This window comes from Kitasatospora sp. NPDC059160, from assembly GCF_042755465.1.
GTDB lineage: Bacteria > Actinomycetota > Actinomycetes > Streptomycetales > Streptomycetaceae > Kitasatospora.
Genome location: NZ_JBHZCN010000148.1, coordinates 1 through 19,100 on the forward strand (window position 1 = coordinate 1; position 19,100 = coordinate 19,100).

The window sequence follows — 19,100 nt, forward strand, 5'->3', positions numbered from 1 at the left end:
GCCTCGTACTGGACGTACTTGGGCGATTCGGGCGTGCGTCCAGGCGGGATGCCCGGCGTCGCGCGCCTGGCAAGATCCGCCGGACAGGCCCTAGGAGGGCGCCCGTACGGCCAGGCGCTCGAAGCGCAGCACGAGCCCGTCCAGCAGCGCCTCCAGGCCGGTCTCGAAGGCGCCCTCGTCGACCGACCCCCGGTGCCCCGCGAGCCGGTGGGCCTCGCCGAGGTGCGGGTAGTCGGCCGCGTCGTACACCTCGGCGTCCGCCGGGAAGCCGGCCGCGAAGGAGGCCAGCGCGGAGCCGGTGACGAAGTAGCGCATCAGCGCGCCGATCCGGGTGGCCTGGCCGCGCGGCCACCCGGATCCGACCAGGTGGCCGAACACGGCGTCGGCCAGCCGCAGCGCGTTGGGCCGCCGCCCCGGCCCCTGGGCGAGCACCGGGACGATGTTGGGGTGGGCGGCCAGCGCGGCGCGGTAGGAGCGGGCCCAGGCGCGCAGCGCCTCCGGCCAGGGGGTGGCCCGGTCGTCGAACATCGACAGGTCGACCTCGCCGATCACGCTGTCCACCACCGCGTCCAGCAGGTCGTCCTTGGTGGCGAAGTGGTTGTAGAGCGAGGGCCCGCTGACCGACAGCCCGGCCGCGAGGCGGCGGGTGGAGAGCGCCTCCAGACCCTCGTCGTCGATCAGCCGCAGGGCGGCCGTGACGATGCGCTCACGGCTGAGCAGCGGGGTGCGCGGGCGAGCCATCGGGTCGCTACCTCCGGTCGGGTGGGGTGGGGACCGATTCTGGCAGGTGCCCCTTCCCAGCGCGGGCGGGTGGGGTCTACAGTCCACACGTAAAACTTGCAGCGCTAGTTTAACGAGGTGGGCACCGTCGTGAACCTGGAGTTGTCCGAGGAGCAGGCCGCCGTCCGCGAGCTGGCCGCCTCGTTCACCGACCGCGAGATCGTGCCGTACGCCGCCGAGTGGGACCGCGCCGAACAGGTGGACCGCGCGATCATCGGCAAGCTCGGGAAGGTCGGCTTCCTCGGCCTGACCATCCCCGAGGAGTACGGCGGCAGCGGCGGCGACCACCTCGCCTACTGCCTGGTCCTGGAGGAGCTCGGGCGCGGCGACTCGGCCGTGCGCGGGATCGTCTCGGTCTCGCTCGGCCTGGTCGGCAAGTCGATCAACGCCTTCGGCACCGAGGAGCAGAAGCGGCACTGGCTGCCCCGGCTCACCTCGGGCGAGGCCCTGGCCTGCTTCGCCCTCACCGAACCCGGCACCGGATCGGACGCCGCCCACCTCACCACCCGGGCCGTACGCGACGGCGACCACTGGCTGATCAGCGGCGCCAAGACCTTCATCACCAACGGCACCTGGGCCGACGTCGCCCTGGTCTTCGCCCGCACCGGCGGCGACCACCCCGAGCGGCAGGGCCACCGGGGCATCACCGCCTTCCTCGTCCCCACCGGCCTGCCCGGCTTCGGCCGCACCGAGATCCACGGCAAGCTCGGCCTGCGTGGCCAGGCCACGGCCGGACTCGACCTGGACGGCGTCCGGGTGCCCGACAGCGCCCGGCTCGGCGAGGTCGGCAAGGGCTTCACGGTCGCGATGGCGGCCCTGGCCAAGGGCCGGATGTCGGTCGCGGCCGGCTGCGTCGGCATCGCCCGGGCCTGCCTGGAGGCCGCCGTCCGCTACGCGGGCGAGCGCGAGCAGTTCGGCAAGCCGATCGCCGCGCACCAGCTCGTCCAGGAACTGCTGGCCGGCATCGCGGTCGACGTCGAGGCGGCCCGGCTGCTCACCTGGAAGGTCGCCGACCACATCGACCGCGGCCTCCCGTTCGCCACCGAGTCCTCCGTCGCCAAGCTCTTCGCGAGCGAGGCCGCCGTCCGGGCCGCCAACAACGCGCTCCAGGTGTTCGGCGGCTACGGCTTCATCGACGAGTACCCGGTCGGCAAGTACCTGCGCGACGCGCGGGTGATGACCCTCTACGAGGGCACCAGCCAGATCCACCAACTGCTCATCGGACGCGCCCTGACCGGCGTCAACGCCTTCTGACCGGCCACCGCGTTCCGCCCCACCACTCTCCGACCCGCCACTCCGCGACCCGCCACCCCTCGACAAGGAGCACGACGTGCGACCCGTCTACTTCGCCGCAGCCCGCCGCACACCCATCGGCCGGCTGCGCGGAGCGCTCGCCACGGTCCGTCCGGACGACCTCTCGGCCACCGTGCTGCGCGCCCTGCTCGCCGACGTACCCGCCCTCGACCCGGCCCGGATCGACGACGTCTACTGGGGCGCCGCCAACCAGGCCGGCGAGGACAACCGCAACGCCGCCCGGATGGCCGTCCTGCTGGCCGGCCTGCCGGAGACCGTCCCCGGCGCCACCGTCAACCGGCTCTGCGCCTCCGGCCTGGAGGCCGTCACCCTCGCCGCCCGGGCGATCGGCTCCGGCGAGGCCGACGTGGTGCTGGCGGGCGGCTGCGAGTCGATGACCCGCGCGCCGTTCATCCTGCCGCGCCCCGACGAGGCGCTGCCGCACCGGATCGAGACCTACGACACCCGGCTCGGCTGGCGGCTCACCAACCCCCGGATGGCCGAACTGCACGGCGTGCTCAGCATGGGCGAGACCGCCGAGGAGGTGGCCGGCCGGTACGGCATCGGGCGCGAGCGCCAGGACGCCTTCGCGCTGCGCAGCCACCAGCGGGCCGCCGCCGCCCGCAAGGACGGGCACTTCGACGCCGAGCTGATCCCGGTCGAGCGCCCCGACGGGGTGACGGTGAGCCAGGACGAGGGCATCCGCGAGGACACCAGCCTCGACAAGCTCGCCCGCCTCAAGCCGGCCTTCCGCCCGGGCGGCACCGTCACGGCCGGGAACGCCTCACCGATGAACGACGGCGCGGCCGGGCTCGTCCTGGTCAGCGAGGAGGCGCTGCGCGACCTCGGACTGCAGCCGCTCGGCCGGTACGTGGCCGGGGCCTCGGCCGGGGTGCACCCCGACGTGATGGGCATCGGCCCGGTGCCCGCCACCGCCAAGGTGCTCGGCCGGGCCGGATGGGACCTCGCCGACCTGGACACCGCCGAGCTGAACGAGGCCTTCGCCGCCCAGGCACTGGCCTCCGCCGACGGCATCGGGTTCGATCCGGAGCGGGCCGACGAGGTGGTCAACCCCAGCGGCGGGGCGATCGCCCTCGGCCACCCGCTGGGCGGCTCCGGCGCCCGCATCCTCACCACCCTGCTGCACCGCATGCGCCGCACCGGCGCCCGGCGCGGCCTGGCCACGATGTGCGTGGGCGTGGGGCAGGGTACGGCCGTGCTGGTCGAGAACGCCTGAGACGGGTCGGGACAGGTTGAGCGGGGTTTCGAGTGAGCGGGGTTCGAGTGAGCGGGAGCATCCAGTGAGCGGAGGAACGGACATGGCACGGTTCGCGGGGAAGGTCGCCGTGGTGACCGGCGCGGCGCAGGGCATCGGCGCGGCCACCGCCCGTCGGCTGGCGGAGGAGGGCGCGACCGTCGCGGTGGTCGACCTGACCGCCGAGCGGGCGGCCGGGACGGTCGCCGAGATCACCGCCAAGGGCGGCACCGCCCGGGCCTACGGCTGCGACGTGGCCGACTACGACGCCGTCGACGAGGTCTTCGCCCGGGTCGCCGAGGAGCTCGGCGGACTGCACATCCTGGTCAACAACGCCGGGATCACCCGGGACAACCTGTTCTTCAAGATGCCCAAGGCCGACTGGGACACCGTCCTGACGGTCAACCTGACCAGCGCGTACAACTGCAGCCACGTGGCGCAGAAGTACATGGTCGCGCAGAAGTACGGGAAGATCGTCTCGCTCAGCTCGCGCTCCGCGCTCGGCAACCGGGGCCAGGCCAACTACGCGGCCGCCAAGGCCGGGATCCAGGGGCTCACCGCGACCCTGGCGATCGAGCTGGGCCCGTTCAACATCAACGTCAACGCCGTCGCCCCCGGCTACATCGCCACCCCGATGACGGCCGCCACCGCCGAGCGGGTCGGCGCCACCGCCGAGGACCACCAGACCGAGGTGGCCTCCCGCACGCCGCTGCGGCGGGTCGGGCAGCCGGAGGAGGTCGCCTCGGTGGTGGCCTTCCTGGCGAGCGAGGAGGCCTCGTACGTGAGCGGGCAGACACTGTACGTCAACGGTGGGGCCCGGTAGCTCCGGCCGGGGCGGCTCTCCCGCACCCGTGAGCGAAGTGGGTGGGTGCTGGGTGGATACGGTTGACATTCAGTGAATATTGCTGACGCGCCCTCACATGGCCGTCCCAGGTGCACGGTTACTTTTCCCTGGGACGGCCTTTACCCTTTCGCGTGGCCGATCATGACCATGTGCCTGGTCAATCGACCCCACCAAATGACTATGGCATGATCATGCGGCACTCGATGGGATGTCCGAACCGACCCGACCGGACCTGGTCGGGCCCTCTGCGTCCCAAGGAGTCCCATGGGCAGCCCCGCCTCCCTCCGCCGTGCCCTGGCTCTGCTCGCCGTGGGGGCCACCGCCCTCACCGCCGGCACCGTCGCCGTTCCGGCCGTCGGCGCCGCGACCGCCGCCCCCGCGCACGACCTCTCGGGCGTCCACGTCCGCCCGGCCTCCTTCGGCCACCACCTCGCCACCACCCGCCCGGCGCCGCTGAGCACCACCCAGTGCGTCAGCCAGATCGGCATCCACTGCTACTCGCCGGTCCAGTACCAGGCGGCCTACAACCTGGCCCCGCTGTACAAGGACGGCATCACCGGCAAGGGCCGGACCATCGTCATCGTCGACTCCTTCGGCTCGCCGACCATCCAGCACGACCTGGAGGTCTTCGACAAGCAGTGGGGCATCAAGGACACCCAGGTCGAGGTGCGGAAGTGGGGCAACGTCCCCGTCTTCGACCCGAAGAACCCCGACCACACCGGCTGGGCCGGCGAGACCACCCTGGACGTCGAGTACGCACACGCGATGGCCCCCGACGCCCACATCGTCCTGGTCGAGACCGGCGTCGCCGAGACCGAGGGCACCACCGGCCTGCCCGAGATGATGGACGCCGAGAAGGACCTGATCAAGAAGGGCGTCGGCGACGTCATCTCGCAGAGCTTCGGCGCCACCGAGAACACCTTCCCGGGCTACGACAAGGGCGACTTCAAGTCGCTGACCGACCTGCGCTACGCCTTCAAGGCCGCCGCCGACCGCAACGTCACGGTGCTCGCCGCCTCCGGCGACAACGGCGCCACCGACTCGCAGACCAACGGCACCGACCTGTACCCGTTCAAGGTCAACTCCTGGCCGTCCTCGGACCCGCTGGTCACCTCCATCGGCGGCACCCAGCTGACCCTGGACGACAACGGCAAGCGCACCGCGGCCGACAAGGTGTGGCACGACAAGTCCGGCGCCGGCGGCGGCGGCGTGTCCGGCATCTTCTCCCGCCCGTGGTACCAGGCCGGCGTCTCCGACGTCACCGGCAACCACCGCGGCACCCCGGACATCAGCATGAGCGCCGCCGTCGACGGCGCCGCCTGGACCTACGAGTCCTACGACCCGACCGCGGTCGGCTGGCACCTCACCGGCGGCACCAGCGAGGCCACCCCGCTGTTCTCGGGCATCGTCGCACTGGCCGACCAGCTCGCCGGCCACCGCCTCGGCCAGCTCAACCCGAGCCTGTACGGCCTGAGCCTGCTGCCGAGCAAGTGGAGCGGCATCGTCGACGTCAAGGACGGCGACAACGGCTGGGGCGGCGTCACCGGCTACAACGCCGTCGAGGGCTACGACCTCGCGAGCGGCCTCGGCACCATCGACGGCGCCAAGTTCGTCCACGCGATCGCGGGCGACGTGCAGTTCGACGACAACAGCCAGGGCAACGAGCAGTAAGCGGTGAGGCAGTAAGCAGTCGGTCAGGACGCGGAGCCTGACAGCTGACAAGTAACAGCGAACGGATAACAGATTTCAACATCTGTTATCCGTTCGCTGTTTTCTGTTATCTGTTACCTGTCTTCTGTTCGCTGTTCGGTGTTCGCGGCCTGCCGTCCCCCCTCGGCGGCCCGCCGAGGGTGGACGAGGGCGACCGGCCCGACCGTCAGCCCTGGTCGGCCACCACCGGTGCAGCGGCGGCGAGTTGGGCCAGGTAGCGCTCGGCTGCACGGAGCTTGCGGTTGTCCGGGCCCGGGAGGAAGGCCCGCAGCTCGATGATCTCCGGGGCGATCCGGATCGCCTCCGCCCGGTCGGCGATCGAACGCCAGCAGGCCTCGGCGTTGGTGGCCGCCCGCTGGGTCTCCTGGTGGTCGGCGCCCTGCGAGCGGAGCAGCGTCAGGGCGACCTCGCGGTAGATGCCGGCCGCCTCCGCGGTCCGGCCGGCGAGCCGGCACACGTGGGCGCGCACCTGGCGCACCTGGAGGACCGGCTCGGAGACGGCCCCGTGCTCGGCGATCGCCTCCAGTTCGAGGGCGAAGGCGAGGTCGGTGGCGGCGGCGTGGTCCCCGGCGTCGGCACTGCGGACGATCCGTCCGATCACCTCGCGGTAGTCCTCGCGCGGCGCGTTGGCGGCCGGTGCCTCGGCCGGGGCGGGCGGCTGGTCGGCCGGTGCCTCGGCAGCCGGCACCGCATCGGTCGGAACCTCGGCGGCCGGAACCTCGGCGGCCGGTTCCACGTCCGTCGGGGCGACGTCGGCCGGGACGGCATCGGTCGGCACCGCGTCCTGCGGGGCCTCGGCCGTCGGACCGGTCTCGTCCGGGACGGCGTCCCGGGGCTCCTCGACCGGCTCGACTGTCTCGGTGGGCTCGCCAACCCCCGTGGCACCAACGGCGGTTCCGGCTGTCTCGACCAACTCCGCAGCCTCCGGTCGGGCCTTGCGCAGCGTGACGCCCGCCGCCGAGGCCTCCTCCGCCGACGACGCGGCATCGGCCGCGGCCGTGGCCGTGGCCGTGACCGCCGCCCCGGCGGGCTTGTGCAGGCTCACCCCCGAAGCCGTGTCAGCGGGCTGCTCGCCCGCCTTGCGCAGGCTGACCGGGCGGGACGGACGGGGCGGGGTCGGCGGCACTCCGGGCTTGACCAGGCTCACCGGCCCGCCGACGGGCGTGACGGGCAGTGGGGCGGGCGCCACCGGTGCCCGCCCGGCCACGGCGTCCTGCGGCTCCGCCTGCCGCGGCAGCGGCAGCGGTGCCACGGCGGGCAGCGGTAGCGGCAGTTCGGACGGCACCGCGTCCGCGACGGGCAGCGCCTCCGGCAGCGGCAGCACGACGTCCGCCACCGGGGCCTCGCCCCGGCGGGCGGTGTTGCGGAAGACCGGGCGGTCCGGGGTGTGGGTGGCCAGGATGACCACGTCCGGCCGCAGCACCGAGTACACCTGCTGGCGCAGCTGCTCGGGGGCGAGCACCTCGCCCGCGCCCGGACGGCCGCCGTGCAGCGCCTCGATCAGGGCGCGGGTGAAGGTGCCGATCTGCTCCGGGTCCGGGCTGACGACCGCCCACAGCGGGATGCCCTCGGTGAGCGGCGAGACGGTGCCCTGGAGGTAGGGCCAGGCGTTCTGGTCGGCGCTCAGGTCGGCGATGACCAGGGTCTGCCACTCGGCCGGACGGTGGCTCAGTTCGGCGGCGATCGCCTGCCAGGGCAGGCCGTCCTGCCTGGCGTCGCGCAGGGTGAGCTGGAGCTGCCCGCCGCGCTTGTCGGCCACCACGTGCCCGCCCAGGTGGACCAGCAGCGGGCCCGGGTGGCGGGAGGCGGCGCGCAGGTGGGCGAGGACGGTGTGCGGATCGCTGGCGCCGGGGAGGTGGACGGCGTCCACCGCGTCCGCGGCGAGCAGCACCTGCGGCGACACGGCCGCGAGCATCGCGGACAGCACCGGTGCCTGGGCGGGACCGCCCCGGCCCCAGGTGCGGCGGCCGGAGTTGCCGTAACCGCCCTCGATCACCAGGATCCGGCCGCGCGGCGCCGCACCGAGCCCACCCGGGGCCGACGGGGCCGCCGGAGCCGCCGGCACCGCAGCCGCGGACGGCGCCGGTGCCTGGGGCTGAACCTGGGGCTGGGCCCCCGCGGCGGGCAGGCCGGTGAGGGTCCATCCGGTGGGCGCGACCGGCGGCGCGGGCGGCACCGGGGCGGTGAACGCCGCGGGCGGCAGCGGGGGCGCGGGCGGCGGCTCGTACAGTGCGGCGGGTCCGGGCGGGTGCTCCTCGGGCCGCCCTGCGGGCTGCGGCGGTACGGCGTCCCAGGGGCCCGAGTCCGCAGACGGCTCGGGACCTCCGGAAACAGCAGTCGTCTCCGCCATCTTCTGGTCACCGCCCCGCCCCGCCGCGTCCGCGGCGTCTGATGCCCTTGCCTTCGTGGTGCCAGCCACCACGTCCCGTGCGCGCCACCCTACGAGATCCCGGCACACCCGAGCCAGGCCGGGTGGCCGATCGGCGTGCCACGGCGCGGGCACCGGCCACTATCGTGCCGTCATGACCGATCCGGGGCTCCCCCTGCTGTTCCTCGACGTCGACGGGCCCCTGATCCCCTTCGGCGCCCCGCCGCCCGGCGGCTACCCCACCTACCCGGGCCCGGGCGCGGGCCCGTCCGGCAACCCGCTGGTGGCCCGGGTCGACCCGGGGCTCGGGCCCCGACTGCTCGCCCTGCCCTGCCAACTGGTCTGGTCCACCACCTGGTTGACGGACGCAAACGCCTGCCTCGCGCCCCGGCTGGGTCTGCCCCGGCTGCCGCACGTGGACTGGCCGGACACCGACCTGCCGGGTGACGGCAGCACCCTGCACGCCCAACTGCACTGGAAGACGAGCACCTTGGTCGCCTGGGCGGCCGGACGCCGGTTCGTCTGGGTGGACGACGAGATCACCCCGGCCGACCGGCGCTGGGTCGAGGCCAACTCCCCGGGCGCCGCGCTGCTCCACCGCGTCGACCCCCGAGTCGGCCTCACCGAGGCCGACTTCACCACCGTCGACACCTGGCTGCACGCCACCTGACCGCGCTCCGCCTGACCGCACGCCCCCGCCACGACCGACACCGACCGGCCGGACCCGGTGGATCGGGTACGGCCGGTCGGACATCCGGGCGGCCTCGCCTGCTCGGGAACCGTCGACTCAGGACCAGCGGCTCAGGAACCGTCGACTCAGGACCAGCGGCTCAGGACCCGGCGAGCAGGTCCCGCAGCAGGGCGACCGTGTCGGCGTCCAGGTCCCGGCCGGTGCGGCGGCTCAGTGCGTCGAGGCGGTTGACCGCGCGCAGCAGCTGGTCCCGCGCGCCGGCCGACGCGTAGGCGTAGAAGAGGTCCCGGTGCAGGAGTTCGACGTCCGGGGCGACGGCGAGGCCGCGGAAGACGGCGGCCTCGGCGCTGCGGTGGTCGCCGTACTGGAGGCGGCGGGCGGCGAGTTCGTGGGCGGTGTCCACGATCGCGGCGATCATGTCCTGGCGCTCGGCCTCGGCCCAGCCGTAGGAGGCCGGCGGCGCCTCGGCGAACGGGGCACCGCGGACCAGCGCCAGGGCGTGGGCGAGGGCGGCGTCGGCGGTGGCACTGGTGCTGCGCATGCCGCGCCGGTAGAGGCTGCGGAACTCGTCCCAGTCGCAGGTGACGACGGGGGCGAAGGAGTAGCCCTCGGTGGTGTCGGTGGGCAGGTGGGCACGGCCGTCCGGCGTGCTGCCGAACCAGGCCGCCAGGTCGGCGAGTTTGGCCGGCAGCGGGCTCCTGGCGTCGGCCGCGGTGGGGTGCGGGTCGAGGTGGGCGGCGCCCGGGTGCAGGTCGTGGTCGAGCGCGTGGTGGTCGGCGCCCGGCCGCAGCGCGAGGTAGACGGCGAGTTCGGTGAGCCGGGGCAGCGCCCCGGGTTCGACGGCGCCGGGGGTGCCCGCCACGTCGACCGGGCCGAGCAGCCGGATCCGGGGGGCGTTGCGCGGGGTGTGCGCCTCCGGGGAGCGCAGGATGGCGAGCAGGTCGTCGCTGTCGCTGCGGCCGGACGTGGTCCGGGCGACGGGCGCGACGGCGGCCGGGCCGGGCTCGACCGTGGCCGGCGCCGTACCGGCGGAGCCGCCCTCTCGGCCGCGGCCAGGACCACCCTCGGGGCCGGGGGCGGCCCCGGGGACGACCCTGGGGGCGGGGGCGGGACCGACGCCGGGTTCCGGCCGGGCCGGGACGCGCGGGTCGACGCCGGTGGGCGCGGGCGCGCTCTGGTGCGTCGGCACCGGCTCGGCGGGTGACGCGGGCGAGGCGGGCGAGGCAGGCACGACGGGCGCAGCGGGCACGACGGGCGCCTGCGGGGCCACGGGCCGCACCGGCTGGACGGGGAGCACCGGCACCGAGGCCTCGGCCGGGCCGTCCACCGCCGTCGACTCCGCAGGCCCGGCGGGCCCGGCGGGCCCGACCGGCGCCTCGGCGGGCTCCGCGAATTCCGGGGATTCTGCGGACTCCCCGGACTCCCCCGGCCCGCCCGGCAGCCGCAGGTCGCGGGTGGCCTCGTCGGCGGGCTGCTCCGTCCCGGTGGCCGCCTGCCGCCCCTGCCCGTTGACGGCGAAGCGCGCCGGACCGGGCGGCGTGGGAGCAGGGACGGCGGCGGGCGCGGTCGCAGGAGCGGGCGCGACCGGGTCGGTCCCGGCGAACGGGCTGGCGCCGGTCCCGATGACCCGGGTCAGCAGCCGGGGCCCGGCCGCCTCCCCCGCGTCCTCCTCGGCCGCCGCCCCCGGGGCGCCGACGGCGGCCAGCACCGGTACGGCGAGCGGGAGTTCGGTGGTGTCGGTGTCCTCGTCCGGGTCGAGGCCGGGACCGTCCAGGGTCCACGCGGGTGCCGGGTGCTGGGTGGTGTCGTCGGCGGCCCGGAGCAGTTCGGCGACCTGGTCGTACTGGTGGTCGTCCAGCCGCTGGAGTTCGACGCTCAGGTGCAGGCCGGGGACGGCGGCCTGGCCGGTGGTCGGCAGGGTCCAGCGGGCGACCGGTCCGGTGCCGCGCTCGGGGGCCCGGGTGATGACGGCGACGCAGGTGCGCGGGCGGGCGTCCAGCAGGCGGCCGAGCTCGGCCGGGGTGTCCCCGCCGGGCTGCTGGGCGCAGAGCACGATCTCCGGCACCCAGGACTCGTCCGCCTGGCCCCGGCTGCGGGCTTCGCGCGGGCTGGTGGCCTCGGCCGCGACCAGGGTGGCGCGGGCCTTGGCGGTGCGCGGGCCGAGCGCGGCGAGCGCCGCCTCCAGGGTGGGGTGGCGGTGGACCCGCTCGGCGGCCGGTCCGGTGATCGGCACCTCCTCGGCGAGGTCCACCAGGTGCAGGTGGAGCCGGTCGGCCAGCGGGCTGTGGGCGAGCTCGATGGCGAGGGTGCGCAGCACGGCGCGGGCGTCGTCGGGGTGCCCGGACAGGTGGAGCAGCCGGACGGCCTCCAGGTCGGCGAGGACCACCGAGCCGTCGGGCGAGGTGCCGAGGGTGACCAGCGCGGGGTAGGGCGCGGGCGTCTTGCGGGCCTGGGCCGGGCTCAGCAGGTCGGAGGACTCCTCGCTGCACCACCAGACGTTGGCGGCGTGCGCGGCGCGGAACGGCGCGATCGGGGTGGCCGGGCCGGACAGGTGCAGCTCGATGGTGTGGTCGGGGGTGATCCGGGCCGCCACGATCGCGGGCAGCCGCTTGCCGCCGCGGGTGGTGTGGCGGGCCAGGGTCCGCAGGGAGCGGTCGAGCAGCTCCAGGCCGGCCTGGTCCTGGCGGACCATCAGTTCGTTCTCGAAGGCGGCGGCCTCGGCCTCGGGCATCGCGATGCGGTGGCCGGGGCGGCGGCCGCGCTGCTGGGTGCCGCGCTTGTAGGCGACGGTGCCGACCATGACGGCGGCGAGCAGCACGCCCACGGTGGACGCGGCGAGGGCGACGCTGTAGTCGTCGCTGGGTGCCGGGGAGGCGTGCGCGGCGGGAGCGGGTGCGGGCGCGCGGTCGGGGGCGTGGGTCGGCGCCGGGGACTGGGTGGCCGGCGCGGGCTGAGGCGTGGCGGCGGGGGCGGGCGTCTGCCCGGCTCCCGCTCCGGCCCCGGCCCCGGCCCCGGAACCGGAACCCGCAGGCGCTGGTGCAGGCGTGGACGCGGGCGCGGGCGTCTGCCCGGGCGCCGGTGCGGCCGCTCCGGGCACGGTGAGCACCATCCCCGGCTCCAGCACGTCCGGGTCGGTCAGCCGTTCCCCGTCCGGCGCCTGGACACCCTTGTTGGCCTCGAACAGCTTCGGCCAGGCCTCGGCGTCCCCCAGCTCCCGCTGGGCGATGGCCGACAGGCTGTCCCCGGACCGGACGGTCACCGTCTTCTGCCCGCCCGCCTCCGGCTCCGTCCCGGCCTGTGGCACCTGCGCCGCGGCGGCCGTGGCCGAGGCCGAGGAGTCACCGGGCGAGGAGTCACCGGCCGAAGGGGCCTGGGCCGGCCCGGAGGACTGGGCGGGCGCCGGGGCCTTCGCCTCGTCCGGCTTGGCGTCCGTCGGCATCAGCAGCTGCCAGCCGGGCTGGATCGGCCGCTCCGCGTCGAAGCGGGTGCCCGAATCGCCCATCACCCGGCCTTCGTTGAGCTTGGCGATCTCCACCCAGCGCTCCCCGGAGCCCAGTTGGCGCTCCGCGATGGACCACAGGCTGTCGGCCGGGCGGCTGTCCCGCACGGTGTAGGTGGGCTGCTGGTCCGCCGACTGGACGGGCGCCGCGGCGGGTTGCGCGGCGGGCAGTGCGGCCCGGTGCACGCCCGGGGTCAACTGCGCCTGGGCGGACGGGCCCTGGGTGAGTTCGGGCACCGCGGCGAAGGCCGAACCGGCCACCGGCAGCAGTGCCAGCACCGAGCCGACCAGCCCGGCCGCCATCCGCTGGCTCCAGCCGAAGGCCGGGATCCGGCGGGCGATCCGGCCGCGCAGCTGGGCGGGGACCTCCAGCAGGACGGAGAGCGCGAAGCACGCCCAGGCCAGCCAGCCGACCACCACCAGCAGCCAGAGGAACAGCCGCCCGTCGTCCGGACTGGTGAGCGCCTCGCCCACCCCGCCGGAGGCGACCTCGCCCATCGAGGCGACCGCCCGGGTGCCGTACAGCAGCAGGGCGGGCACGCCGAACAGCAGGGCGAGCAGGGTGACCAGGGCGGCGAGCGCGGCGAGCACCGCGCCGCCGCGGCCGGGTCGGCGGCGCCCGGGGCGGGCGTGCCCCCTCACCGTCGGCTTGCCGCCCTTCCGGGTTCCGCCGTTCCCGGTTCCGCCCGGGCCGGTGCCGGCCCCAACCGTACGGGCCTGGGCGGTACGGGCCTGGTCCTTGGCACGTGGCGCGGCCATCAGTGGGTCTCCGCTTTCTCGACTCCGTGGACGAGGGTCGCACTGCCCTTGCCCGTTACCTTCCGCTCCCCGAGGGCGCCCAGCAGGACCGGCCGGTAGTCGGCCCGCACGGTGACGGTGACGACCCTGTCGTCGTCGGAGAAGACGACCTCGTCCACCTTCAGGCCGTACCGGTCGAGGTAGATCCCGGCGGCCTGCCGGACGTAGTCCTGGCGGACCTTGAAGCCCTTCCCCTGCAACACGTCCGCCCGGTCGAGCTGCTGGCCGCCGACCCGCGCGGCCTCCTGGGCGTAGGCGTCGGTGCGTTCGGCGACCCGCAGGCGGCCGCCCGCGTCGATCACCAACGCGATGACGAGCACCAGGTAGGCGGCGCAGATCGCCACGAAGAGGGCGACCGCGCCCCGGTCGGACCGCCGCCCGGCCGTACGCCGTCGGCGGTCCCGCAGCCCGCTCAGCACCCGCACCCTCTCCCCCCGATCCACACGGTGTCTCCCCACCGGCTCCCCACCGGGCGCCCCTCGGTGTCGTTGCGTCATCCCCCGAGCGCTCTCCGCTTGCGTCTCCCCCGCGCGGGCCGTCCCCAATCCCCCGGCCGCGCCCGTTGCGGCCCGCGCGCCGCCGCCTGCCGTCGTCATGTGCCGCGGTAGCGGTCCATCACCGAGGTGAACTCCCCGACGAGGTGCTTCGTCACGGGCAGCCCGGACGGTCCGCCGAGCAGGTCGGCGAGTTCGACGTCGCAGGTCACGGTGACCGTCACGGCCACCACCCGGCCGCCCGGCAGGTCCATCGGCGCCTCGGACACCTGGACGTCCGAGGTGCGGCAGGACACGCCCTGCTGGCGCAGCGTCGCGAGCGCGGATTCCTTGGCGGGCCCGTCCACCCCGGCGACGCTGCGCTGGAGCGAGCCGGTCCGGGCCCCGACCCGGGCCGCGGCCTCGACCGTGCCGGCCGCGGTCTGCACCCGCCCGGCGGCGATCGCGAGCAGCACCAGTCCGACCACGCCGGGTACCACGATCGCGGCCTCGATCGCGATCCCGCCCCGGTCCGGCCGCCTCGGCCTCCGCAGCCGCCCGCGCCACCCCGGCCGCGCCGCCCGCCCCGGCCGTCCCGACCGGTCGGCACCGGCCCGCGCCGACCGCCTCACGGCTTCACCACCGGGGGGACGAAGCGCTCGCGCGGCGCCTCGGCGAACTGCCGGACGGTGGGCCCGGTGAGCCCGGGGATCAGCAGCGGCGGCGTCAGCTCCACGGTCACCTTGATGGTGTCGTCCGAACTGCCGTCCGTCCCCACCTGGTACGCGTGCACGCCCTGCCGGTCCAGGAAGTCCCGGGCCTGCCGCGCGGCGGCCTCGGTCGCCGCCGACGCCGTCGCGTTGCCCTGCACCCGGCCGGCGTCCACGCCCTCCCGGGCGGCGGTGAGCGCGACCTGCCGGTCGTACCAGATCAACGCGGCCTGGACGACCAGCAGCAGGAGCAGCAGGACGACCGGGAAGACGATGGCCAGACTGATGCTCATCGATCCCCGGTCGCCCCGACGGCGGAGCGGACGACGACGGACCCGGATCACTTGGTGGCGCCCCCCGCGCCGCCCGCGGCGCCACCGCCGGGCAGGTTCGGGTCCTGCTCGACCCTGGTGACCACCTTGTCCTTCAACAGGTACAGCGCGGTCGCGACGGCCCCGGCGACGAACACCAACGCGATGATGGCGAGGGCGAGTTCGATGCTGATGGCGCCGCGGTCGCCGCGTGCCCGGGCGGCCCGCAGCCGGCCCGTCCGCAGCGTGAACAGCAGCAGGGCGAACTGCACGGGCAGCAGGACGGGCCGCAGGACGGGCCGCAGCACCCGGCCTGCCAGCTGGGCGAGTCGTACGGTCATCGGGGTCTCCCGGGGTGTGGTGTGTGGTGTCAGCTGCTCGGTCGGGAACGTCACGGGAAGGTCAGTTGAGCATCTGGTGGAGTGCGGGGAAGACGATCAGGACGGTCATCAGCAGGGTCAGGGCGGCGCCCGGCGCGACCATCCGCTCGCTGTCGGCGTTGGCCCGGGCCAGGTCCTCGGCGAGCAGTTCGCCGCGCAGGCCCTTGGCCCGGGCCCGCAGGGTGTCGTACACGGCGGCGCCGTCGGTGCCGGACAGCCGCATGATGTCGGCCACGTCCTGGAGCGGGGTGAGGCCCAACTCCTCGGCCAGCGCGTCCAGTCCGGCCCACGGCGGGAGCCGGTCGGTGGCCGCGCGCTCCAGCGCGTCGCGGATCCGCCGGAACACCACGCCCTGCCCGACCGAGGCCGCCCGGCGCAGCGCCTCGGCGGGGCCGCAGTCGGCGGCCCGCTCCATCGCGACGAGTTCCAGGTAGGCGGCGATGCCGTGCAGGTACTCGGTGCGGGCCTCCTTGGCCTCGCCGCGCACCACGCCGTCCGGGACGAACCACAGCAGCCCGGCCAGCAGCGGCCCGGCGACCAGCGGCAGCGCGAACGGCAGGCCGACGTCCATCAGCACGGCCATCGCGCCCAGGTAGGCGGGCAGCAGCAGGCCGAGCGCGGCGAACAGCAGCTTGTGCACCATGAAGCGGGCCGGGGTGCGGCCGATCAGGGCGAGTTCGCGGCGCGGGATCGTCACCCCGCGCAGGGTGAGCGAGCGCTCGCCGATCCGGTCGTACCAGCGCGGCCGTTCGTCCGGGTCCGGTTCGCGGTCGGCCGGGGTGCGGTGCAGCCGGTCCAGCGCCTGGCGCAGGTCCGGTGGCGCGGGGCGCAGTTCGGCGACCAGCAGGGCGAGGCCGCCGGCCGCGACGGCGCCGGCCAGCACGGACCAGGGGGAGATCACCGGACCTCCCCGAGCCGCTCGGCCGGCTCCGGCGCGGACCCGCGCAGCCGGCGCCCGCTCCTGCTGCGCCGGTCGGGGGCGAGCAGCCGGGGCACCGGCGGGTGCGCGGCCAGGGCCCGCATCCAGGCGATGATCGCGACGAACAGGGCGGCGACCACGGCCAGCACGATCTGGCCGAGGAAGGTCCCGTACGGGCGGGTGTACTCGCTGTTGAACGAGCCGATCGTGACGACCAGCACGATGATGCCGACCAGCCAGCGGATGGTGGTGCGGTGCTTGGCCCGGTCGGCCTCGATGGCGCGGCGCTGGCGGACCTCCTCGCGCACCGACTCGGCCATGTCGGAGAGCGTCCGGGCCAGCCCCGGGCCGCTGTCCCCGGCCCGCAGCACCAGGGCGGCGAGCACCTTGTCGGCGGTGGCGTCGGCCAGGCTGTCGGCGAAGGCGTGCAGCGCCTCCTCGGGCCGCCAGCGGGCCTGCAGCCGGGCGGCCAGTTCGCCGATCTCCTCCTCCAGGGCGGCGGGGGCGGTGCGGCGGCTGGTGACGATCGCCTGGTTGAGGCCGACCCCGAGCAGCAGCACGTCGGCGATCCGCTGGGTCCACTCGGAGAGCGCCTCCAGCCGCTCGATCCGGTGGGTGTCCGGGCGGGTGGTGTCGAACAGCCAGGGCAGGCCGAAGACCGCCAGCGGCACCAGCAGCGCGGTCAGCGGGATGCGGGTGAACAGCCAGGCCAGCGGGGCGCCGACGAGGGCCAGCGGCAGCTGGATCCGGCGCAGCCGCACCATCCGCAGCGAGGCGCTGCCGGGGGCGCCGTACCAGAACACGTGGGCGCGGCCCGCCAGCGGGTTGTCCCGGCCGGCCGGCTCGTCCTCGTCGGCGGGTTCGCTGCCGCGCGCCCAGACCACCAGGGCGACCAGGCCGCCCGCGAGCGCCAGCCCGCACAGGGCGAAGAGCAGCATCATCGCGGGCCACCGCCGATCCGCAGCTGGAGCGGGGCGGCCCAACTCCCGTACCGGGAGCCGAGCAGCGAGGCGTCGAAGCCGGCCCGGCGCAGGTCGTCCAGGCACTGCGGCGGGGTGTGCGGGACGGCCCGCGGCTCGCCGAGGTCCTGCCGGGGGCCGAACACGGTGTTCAGCGCGGGCCGGCCGCTCTCGCCGAGGCCGGTGACCTCCAGGACGTGGGAGACGAAGCGGTGCCGGCGGCCGCCGACGGCGGTCTCGTCGACCATGGAGACGTGCACGATGAGGTCCAGGGCGTTGGCGGTGAGCCGGTAGGCGAGCGCGTCGGTCATGTGCGAGCCGTACTCGAGGCAGAGTTCGGCGATGCGGTCGACGACCATGTGCGGGCCGCGGGCGTGCAGGGTGCACATCGAGCCGCCCTCGCCGTTGGTCATCACCCGCAGCATCGGGACGACCTCGCCGGAGCGGACCTCGCCGACGATGATCCGGGAGAGGGTCATCCGCAGCGCGGCCGGGATGAGGTCGCCGATCGTCAACTCCCCGGCCAGGCGGCCCTCGACGCGCTCACCGTTGCCCTCCCGGGCCTCCATCGGGACGACCTGGCGCAGGTGGCCGAGGGTGTGCAGCCAGAGCTCGAACTCCGACTCCAGGGTGCCGATCCGCTCGTCCGGCGGGATCTCGGCGGCCATCGCGCGCAGCAGGCTGGTCTTGCCGACGCCCTGGGTGCCGGTGATCATCACGTTCTTCCGGGCCCGGATCGCGGCGGCCAGGAAGGCGGCCAAGGTCCCGTCCAGGGTGCCGAGTTCGACCATCTCGGGGAGTGTCGCGGAGGCCACCCGGTGACGGCGGATCGCCACGTACGGGCGGGGCGTCACCTCGGTCAGCGCCTGGAGGCGCATGCCGCCCTCCAGGCGCAGGGCGAGGGTGGGGCTGGCGGTGGACAGGCTGCGCTCGCCACCGCCGTGCTGGCGGGCCAGGTCCTGGAGCAGTTCGACGAGTTCGGCGTCGCTGTCGGCCACCGGCGGTACCTGGCGCAGGGGTTGGTGCACCTTGGAGACCCAGACGTCGTCGCAGCCGTTGACCAGGATGTTCTCGATCTCCGGGTCGTCCAGGTAGGGCTGCAGCCGGCCGGCCCGGAACAGCAGGTCGAAGACGGCCTCGGCGAGGGCGCGGTCCTGCTCCCGGGTGGGCGGGATGCCGTGGGTCTGGGCGTACGCGTCGGACCAGCGGGCGACCGCCTCCTCGATCAGCGCACGGCCGCGCTGCCGGCGGGTGGCCCGGTCCGGCTCGGCCCCGGAGGTGGTGGTCAACCGGGTGATCTGCTGGTGCAGTTCGGCCGCGACCTGGCGCTTGAGCTCGCGCGCGACCTGGGTGTCGACGGCCGGCCGGGTGGCGCTGCCGCGCACGTCCAGCGAGGGCAGCTGGGCGGGCACGGCGGTCGGCCCGGCGGCGGCGCCGCCGCCCGGGACGGCCGGCCCCTGGGTCGCGGACTGCGGCAGCCCGGGCTGGGGCACGACGGGGCCCGGCCGGTACGCCTGCGGCGGCGGTGCGGCGGCCGGGACGGGCGCGGCCCAGGGCAGGGCGGCCGGGTCGGCCGTCGGGTGCTGGTGCAGGGGGCTACCGCGCACGGAGCACCTCCCCGGGGTCGTAGGGGTGGCGGTCGTCGGTCCGCCGGTCGGTCACGGTCGGCTGCTGGAGCTGGTAGGGGCCGTCCTCCTCGCCGGCCGGCCCGGCGGCCCCCTGGACGTGCGCCGGGAACGGCGCCGGGGCGGCCGGCTGCGGCGCCAGCCCGGCGAGCGGCGCGACCGGGCCGGTGACGATCACCGGCGGGGCGTACGAAGGCGGTTCCGCCTCACCGGGGACGGGCCCGGGGGCCGCCTGGCCGTACCCGGGCCGGCCGTGGCCGGACTGCGGGTGGGTGGGCTGCTGGTAGCCGGGCTGCGGGTGGCCGGGCTGGGCCTGCCCCTGGTACGTCCGGTCCGGGTACACCTGCTGCCCGTACCCGGTCTGCCCGTACGGGCTCGGCGCGGGCATCACGGGCGCGGGCGGCGTCGGCGCGGGCGGCACCGGCGTCGGCGCCACCGGCGCGGCCGGCCCGCCGGTCGCGGTACCGGTCGCCGCGGGCCCTGTC

General features: G+C 75.5%; 15 protein-coding genes and 1 pseudogene. 5 read left to right on the top strand and 11 right to left on the bottom strand.

Annotation, left to right across the window (positions count from 1 at the left end):
* Positions 1-90: 90 nt before the first annotated feature.
* The gene (locus ACFXOZ_RS38635; RefSeq protein WP_375884982.1) at positions 91-741 is read right to left on the bottom strand and encodes a TetR/AcrR family transcriptional regulator; all 651 of its coding nucleotides are present in this window, start codon (positions 739-741) and stop codon (positions 91-93) included.
* Positions 742-870: 129 nt separating this feature from the next.
* On the opposite strand from ACFXOZ_RS38635, the gene ACFXOZ_RS38640 reads away from it, so the two are divergent.
* The 4 genes from ACFXOZ_RS38640 (at position 871) to ACFXOZ_RS38655 (ending at position 5,843) form a co-directional block, all read left to right on the top strand.
* A complete protein-coding gene (locus ACFXOZ_RS38640) occupies positions 871-2,034 on the top strand; it encodes an acyl-CoA dehydrogenase family protein (RefSeq protein WP_380594656.1) in 1,164 nt (387 codons plus the stop codon).
* A 76-nt stretch (positions 2,035-2,110) separates the two neighbouring features.
* On the top strand, positions 2,111-3,310 hold the full coding sequence (locus tag ACFXOZ_RS38645; RefSeq protein WP_380532782.1) for a thiolase family protein: 1,200 nt from the start codon (positions 2,111-2,113) through the stop codon (positions 3,308-3,310).
* An 82-nt stretch (positions 3,311-3,392) separates the two neighbouring features.
* Positions 3,393-4,151 (top strand): 3-oxoacyl-ACP reductase FabG, encoded by a 759-nt coding sequence (gene fabG / locus ACFXOZ_RS38650; protein ID WP_380407496.1) that lies wholly within the window; start codon positions 3,393-3,395, stop codon positions 4,149-4,151.
* A gap of 285 nt (positions 4,152-4,436) precedes the next feature.
* Entirely contained in the window at positions 4,437-5,843 is a 1,407-nt protein-coding gene (locus tag ACFXOZ_RS38655; RefSeq protein ID WP_375884975.1) for a S8 family serine peptidase, read from the top strand.
* A 205-nt stretch (positions 5,844-6,048) separates the two neighbouring features.
* Here the strand turns inward: ACFXOZ_RS38655 and ACFXOZ_RS38660 are convergent, their stop codons facing one another.
* Positions 6,049-8,232 (bottom strand): hypothetical protein, encoded by a 2,184-nt coding sequence (locus tag ACFXOZ_RS38660; protein WP_380594644.1) that lies wholly within the window; start codon positions 8,230-8,232, stop codon positions 6,049-6,051.
* Between the two features lie 172 nt (positions 8,233-8,404).
* On the opposite strand from ACFXOZ_RS38660, the gene ACFXOZ_RS38665 reads away from it, so the two are divergent.
* Positions 8,405-8,920 (top strand): HAD domain-containing protein, encoded by a 516-nt coding sequence (locus tag ACFXOZ_RS38665; RefSeq protein WP_380594646.1) that lies wholly within the window; start codon positions 8,405-8,407, stop codon positions 8,918-8,920.
* 160 nt (positions 8,921-9,080) lie between these two features.
* Here the strand turns inward: ACFXOZ_RS38665 and ACFXOZ_RS38670 are convergent, their stop codons facing one another.
* The 9 genes and pseudogenes from ACFXOZ_RS38670 to ACFXOZ_RS38710 all read right to left on the bottom strand — a co-directional run.
* Positions 9,081-13,199, bottom strand: a complete 4,119-nt coding sequence (locus tag ACFXOZ_RS38670; protein WP_380594648.1) for a LysM peptidoglycan-binding domain-containing protein — start codon at positions 13,197-13,199, stop codon at positions 9,081-9,083.
* Positions 13,199-13,681, bottom strand: coding sequence for a hypothetical protein (locus tag ACFXOZ_RS38675; RefSeq protein ID WP_380594650.1), 483 nt, complete (start codon positions 13,679-13,681; stop codon positions 13,199-13,201). Before ACFXOZ_RS38675 ends, ACFXOZ_RS38670 begins: the two co-directional genes overlap by 1 nt.
* Positions 13,682-13,830: 149 nt before the next feature.
* Positions 13,831-14,199 (bottom strand): pilus assembly protein, encoded by a 369-nt coding sequence (locus ACFXOZ_RS38680; protein WP_375884962.1) that lies wholly within the window; start codon positions 14,197-14,199, stop codon positions 13,831-13,833.
* Between the two features lie 140 nt (positions 14,200-14,339).
* The gene (locus ACFXOZ_RS38685; RefSeq protein ID WP_375884959.1) at positions 14,340-14,714 is read right to left on the bottom strand and encodes a TadE/TadG family type IV pilus assembly protein; all 375 of its coding nucleotides are present in this window, start codon (positions 14,712-14,714) and stop codon (positions 14,340-14,342) included.
* A gap of 47 nt (positions 14,715-14,761) precedes the next feature.
* Positions 14,762-15,073 carry a hypothetical protein gene (locus ACFXOZ_RS38690; protein WP_380594652.1) on the bottom strand — a complete coding sequence of 104 codons (312 nt, stop codon included), beginning with the start codon at positions 15,071-15,073 and terminating at the stop codon, positions 14,762-14,764.
* Positions 15,074-15,134: 61 nt separating this feature from the next.
* Positions 15,135-16,013 (bottom strand): hypothetical protein, encoded by an 879-nt coding sequence (locus ACFXOZ_RS38695; protein WP_375884955.1) that lies wholly within the window; start codon positions 16,011-16,013, stop codon positions 15,135-15,137.
* On the bottom strand, positions 16,010-16,972 hold the full coding sequence (locus ACFXOZ_RS38700) for a type II secretion system F family protein (protein WP_375884953.1): 963 nt from the start codon (positions 16,970-16,972) through the stop codon (positions 16,010-16,012). The genes ACFXOZ_RS38695 and ACFXOZ_RS38700 overlap by 4 nt, the downstream gene beginning before the upstream one ends.
* The gene (locus tag ACFXOZ_RS38705) at positions 16,969-18,597 is read right to left on the bottom strand and encodes a CpaF family protein (RefSeq protein ID WP_380594654.1); all 1,629 of its coding nucleotides are present in this window, start codon (positions 18,595-18,597) and stop codon (positions 16,969-16,971) included. Before ACFXOZ_RS38705 ends, ACFXOZ_RS38700 begins: the two co-directional genes overlap by 4 nt.
* Positions 18,587-19,100, bottom strand: a pseudogene (locus tag ACFXOZ_RS38710) (hypothetical protein); the annotation flags it as partial. The pseudogene ACFXOZ_RS38710 and the gene ACFXOZ_RS38705, both read right to left, overlap by 11 nt.

Coding starts and splice junctions, on each gene's coding strand:
- fabG (WP_380407496.1), top strand. CDS start 3,393: ATGGCACGGTTCGCGGGGAAGGTCGCCGTGGTGACCGGCGCGGCGCAG.
- ACFXOZ_RS38655 (WP_375884975.1), top strand. CDS start 4,437: ATGGGCAGCCCCGCCTCCCTCCGCCGTGCCCTGGCTCTGCTCGCCGTG.
- ACFXOZ_RS38670 (WP_380594648.1), bottom strand. CDS start 13,199: ATGGCCGCGCCACGTGCCAAGGACCAGGCCCGTACCGCCCAGGCCCGT.
- ACFXOZ_RS38690 (WP_380594652.1), bottom strand. CDS start 15,073: ATGACCGTACGACTCGCCCAGCTGGCAGGCCGGGTGCTGCGGCCCGTC.
- ACFXOZ_RS38665 (WP_380594646.1), top strand. CDS start 8,405: ATGACCGATCCGGGGCTCCCCCTGCTGTTCCTCGACGTCGACGGGCCC.
- ACFXOZ_RS38635 (WP_375884982.1), bottom strand. CDS start 741: ATGGCTCGCCCGCGCACCCCGCTGCTCAGCCGTGAGCGCATCGTCACG.
- ACFXOZ_RS38660 (WP_380594644.1), bottom strand. CDS start 8,232: ATGGCGGAGACGACTGCTGTTTCCGGAGGTCCCGAGCCGTCTGCGGAC.
- ACFXOZ_RS38700 (WP_375884953.1), bottom strand. CDS start 16,972: ATGATGCTGCTCTTCGCCCTGTGCGGGCTGGCGCTCGCGGGCGGCCTG.
- ACFXOZ_RS38685 (WP_375884959.1), bottom strand. CDS start 14,714: ATGAGCATCAGTCTGGCCATCGTCTTCCCGGTCGTCCTGCTGCTCCTG.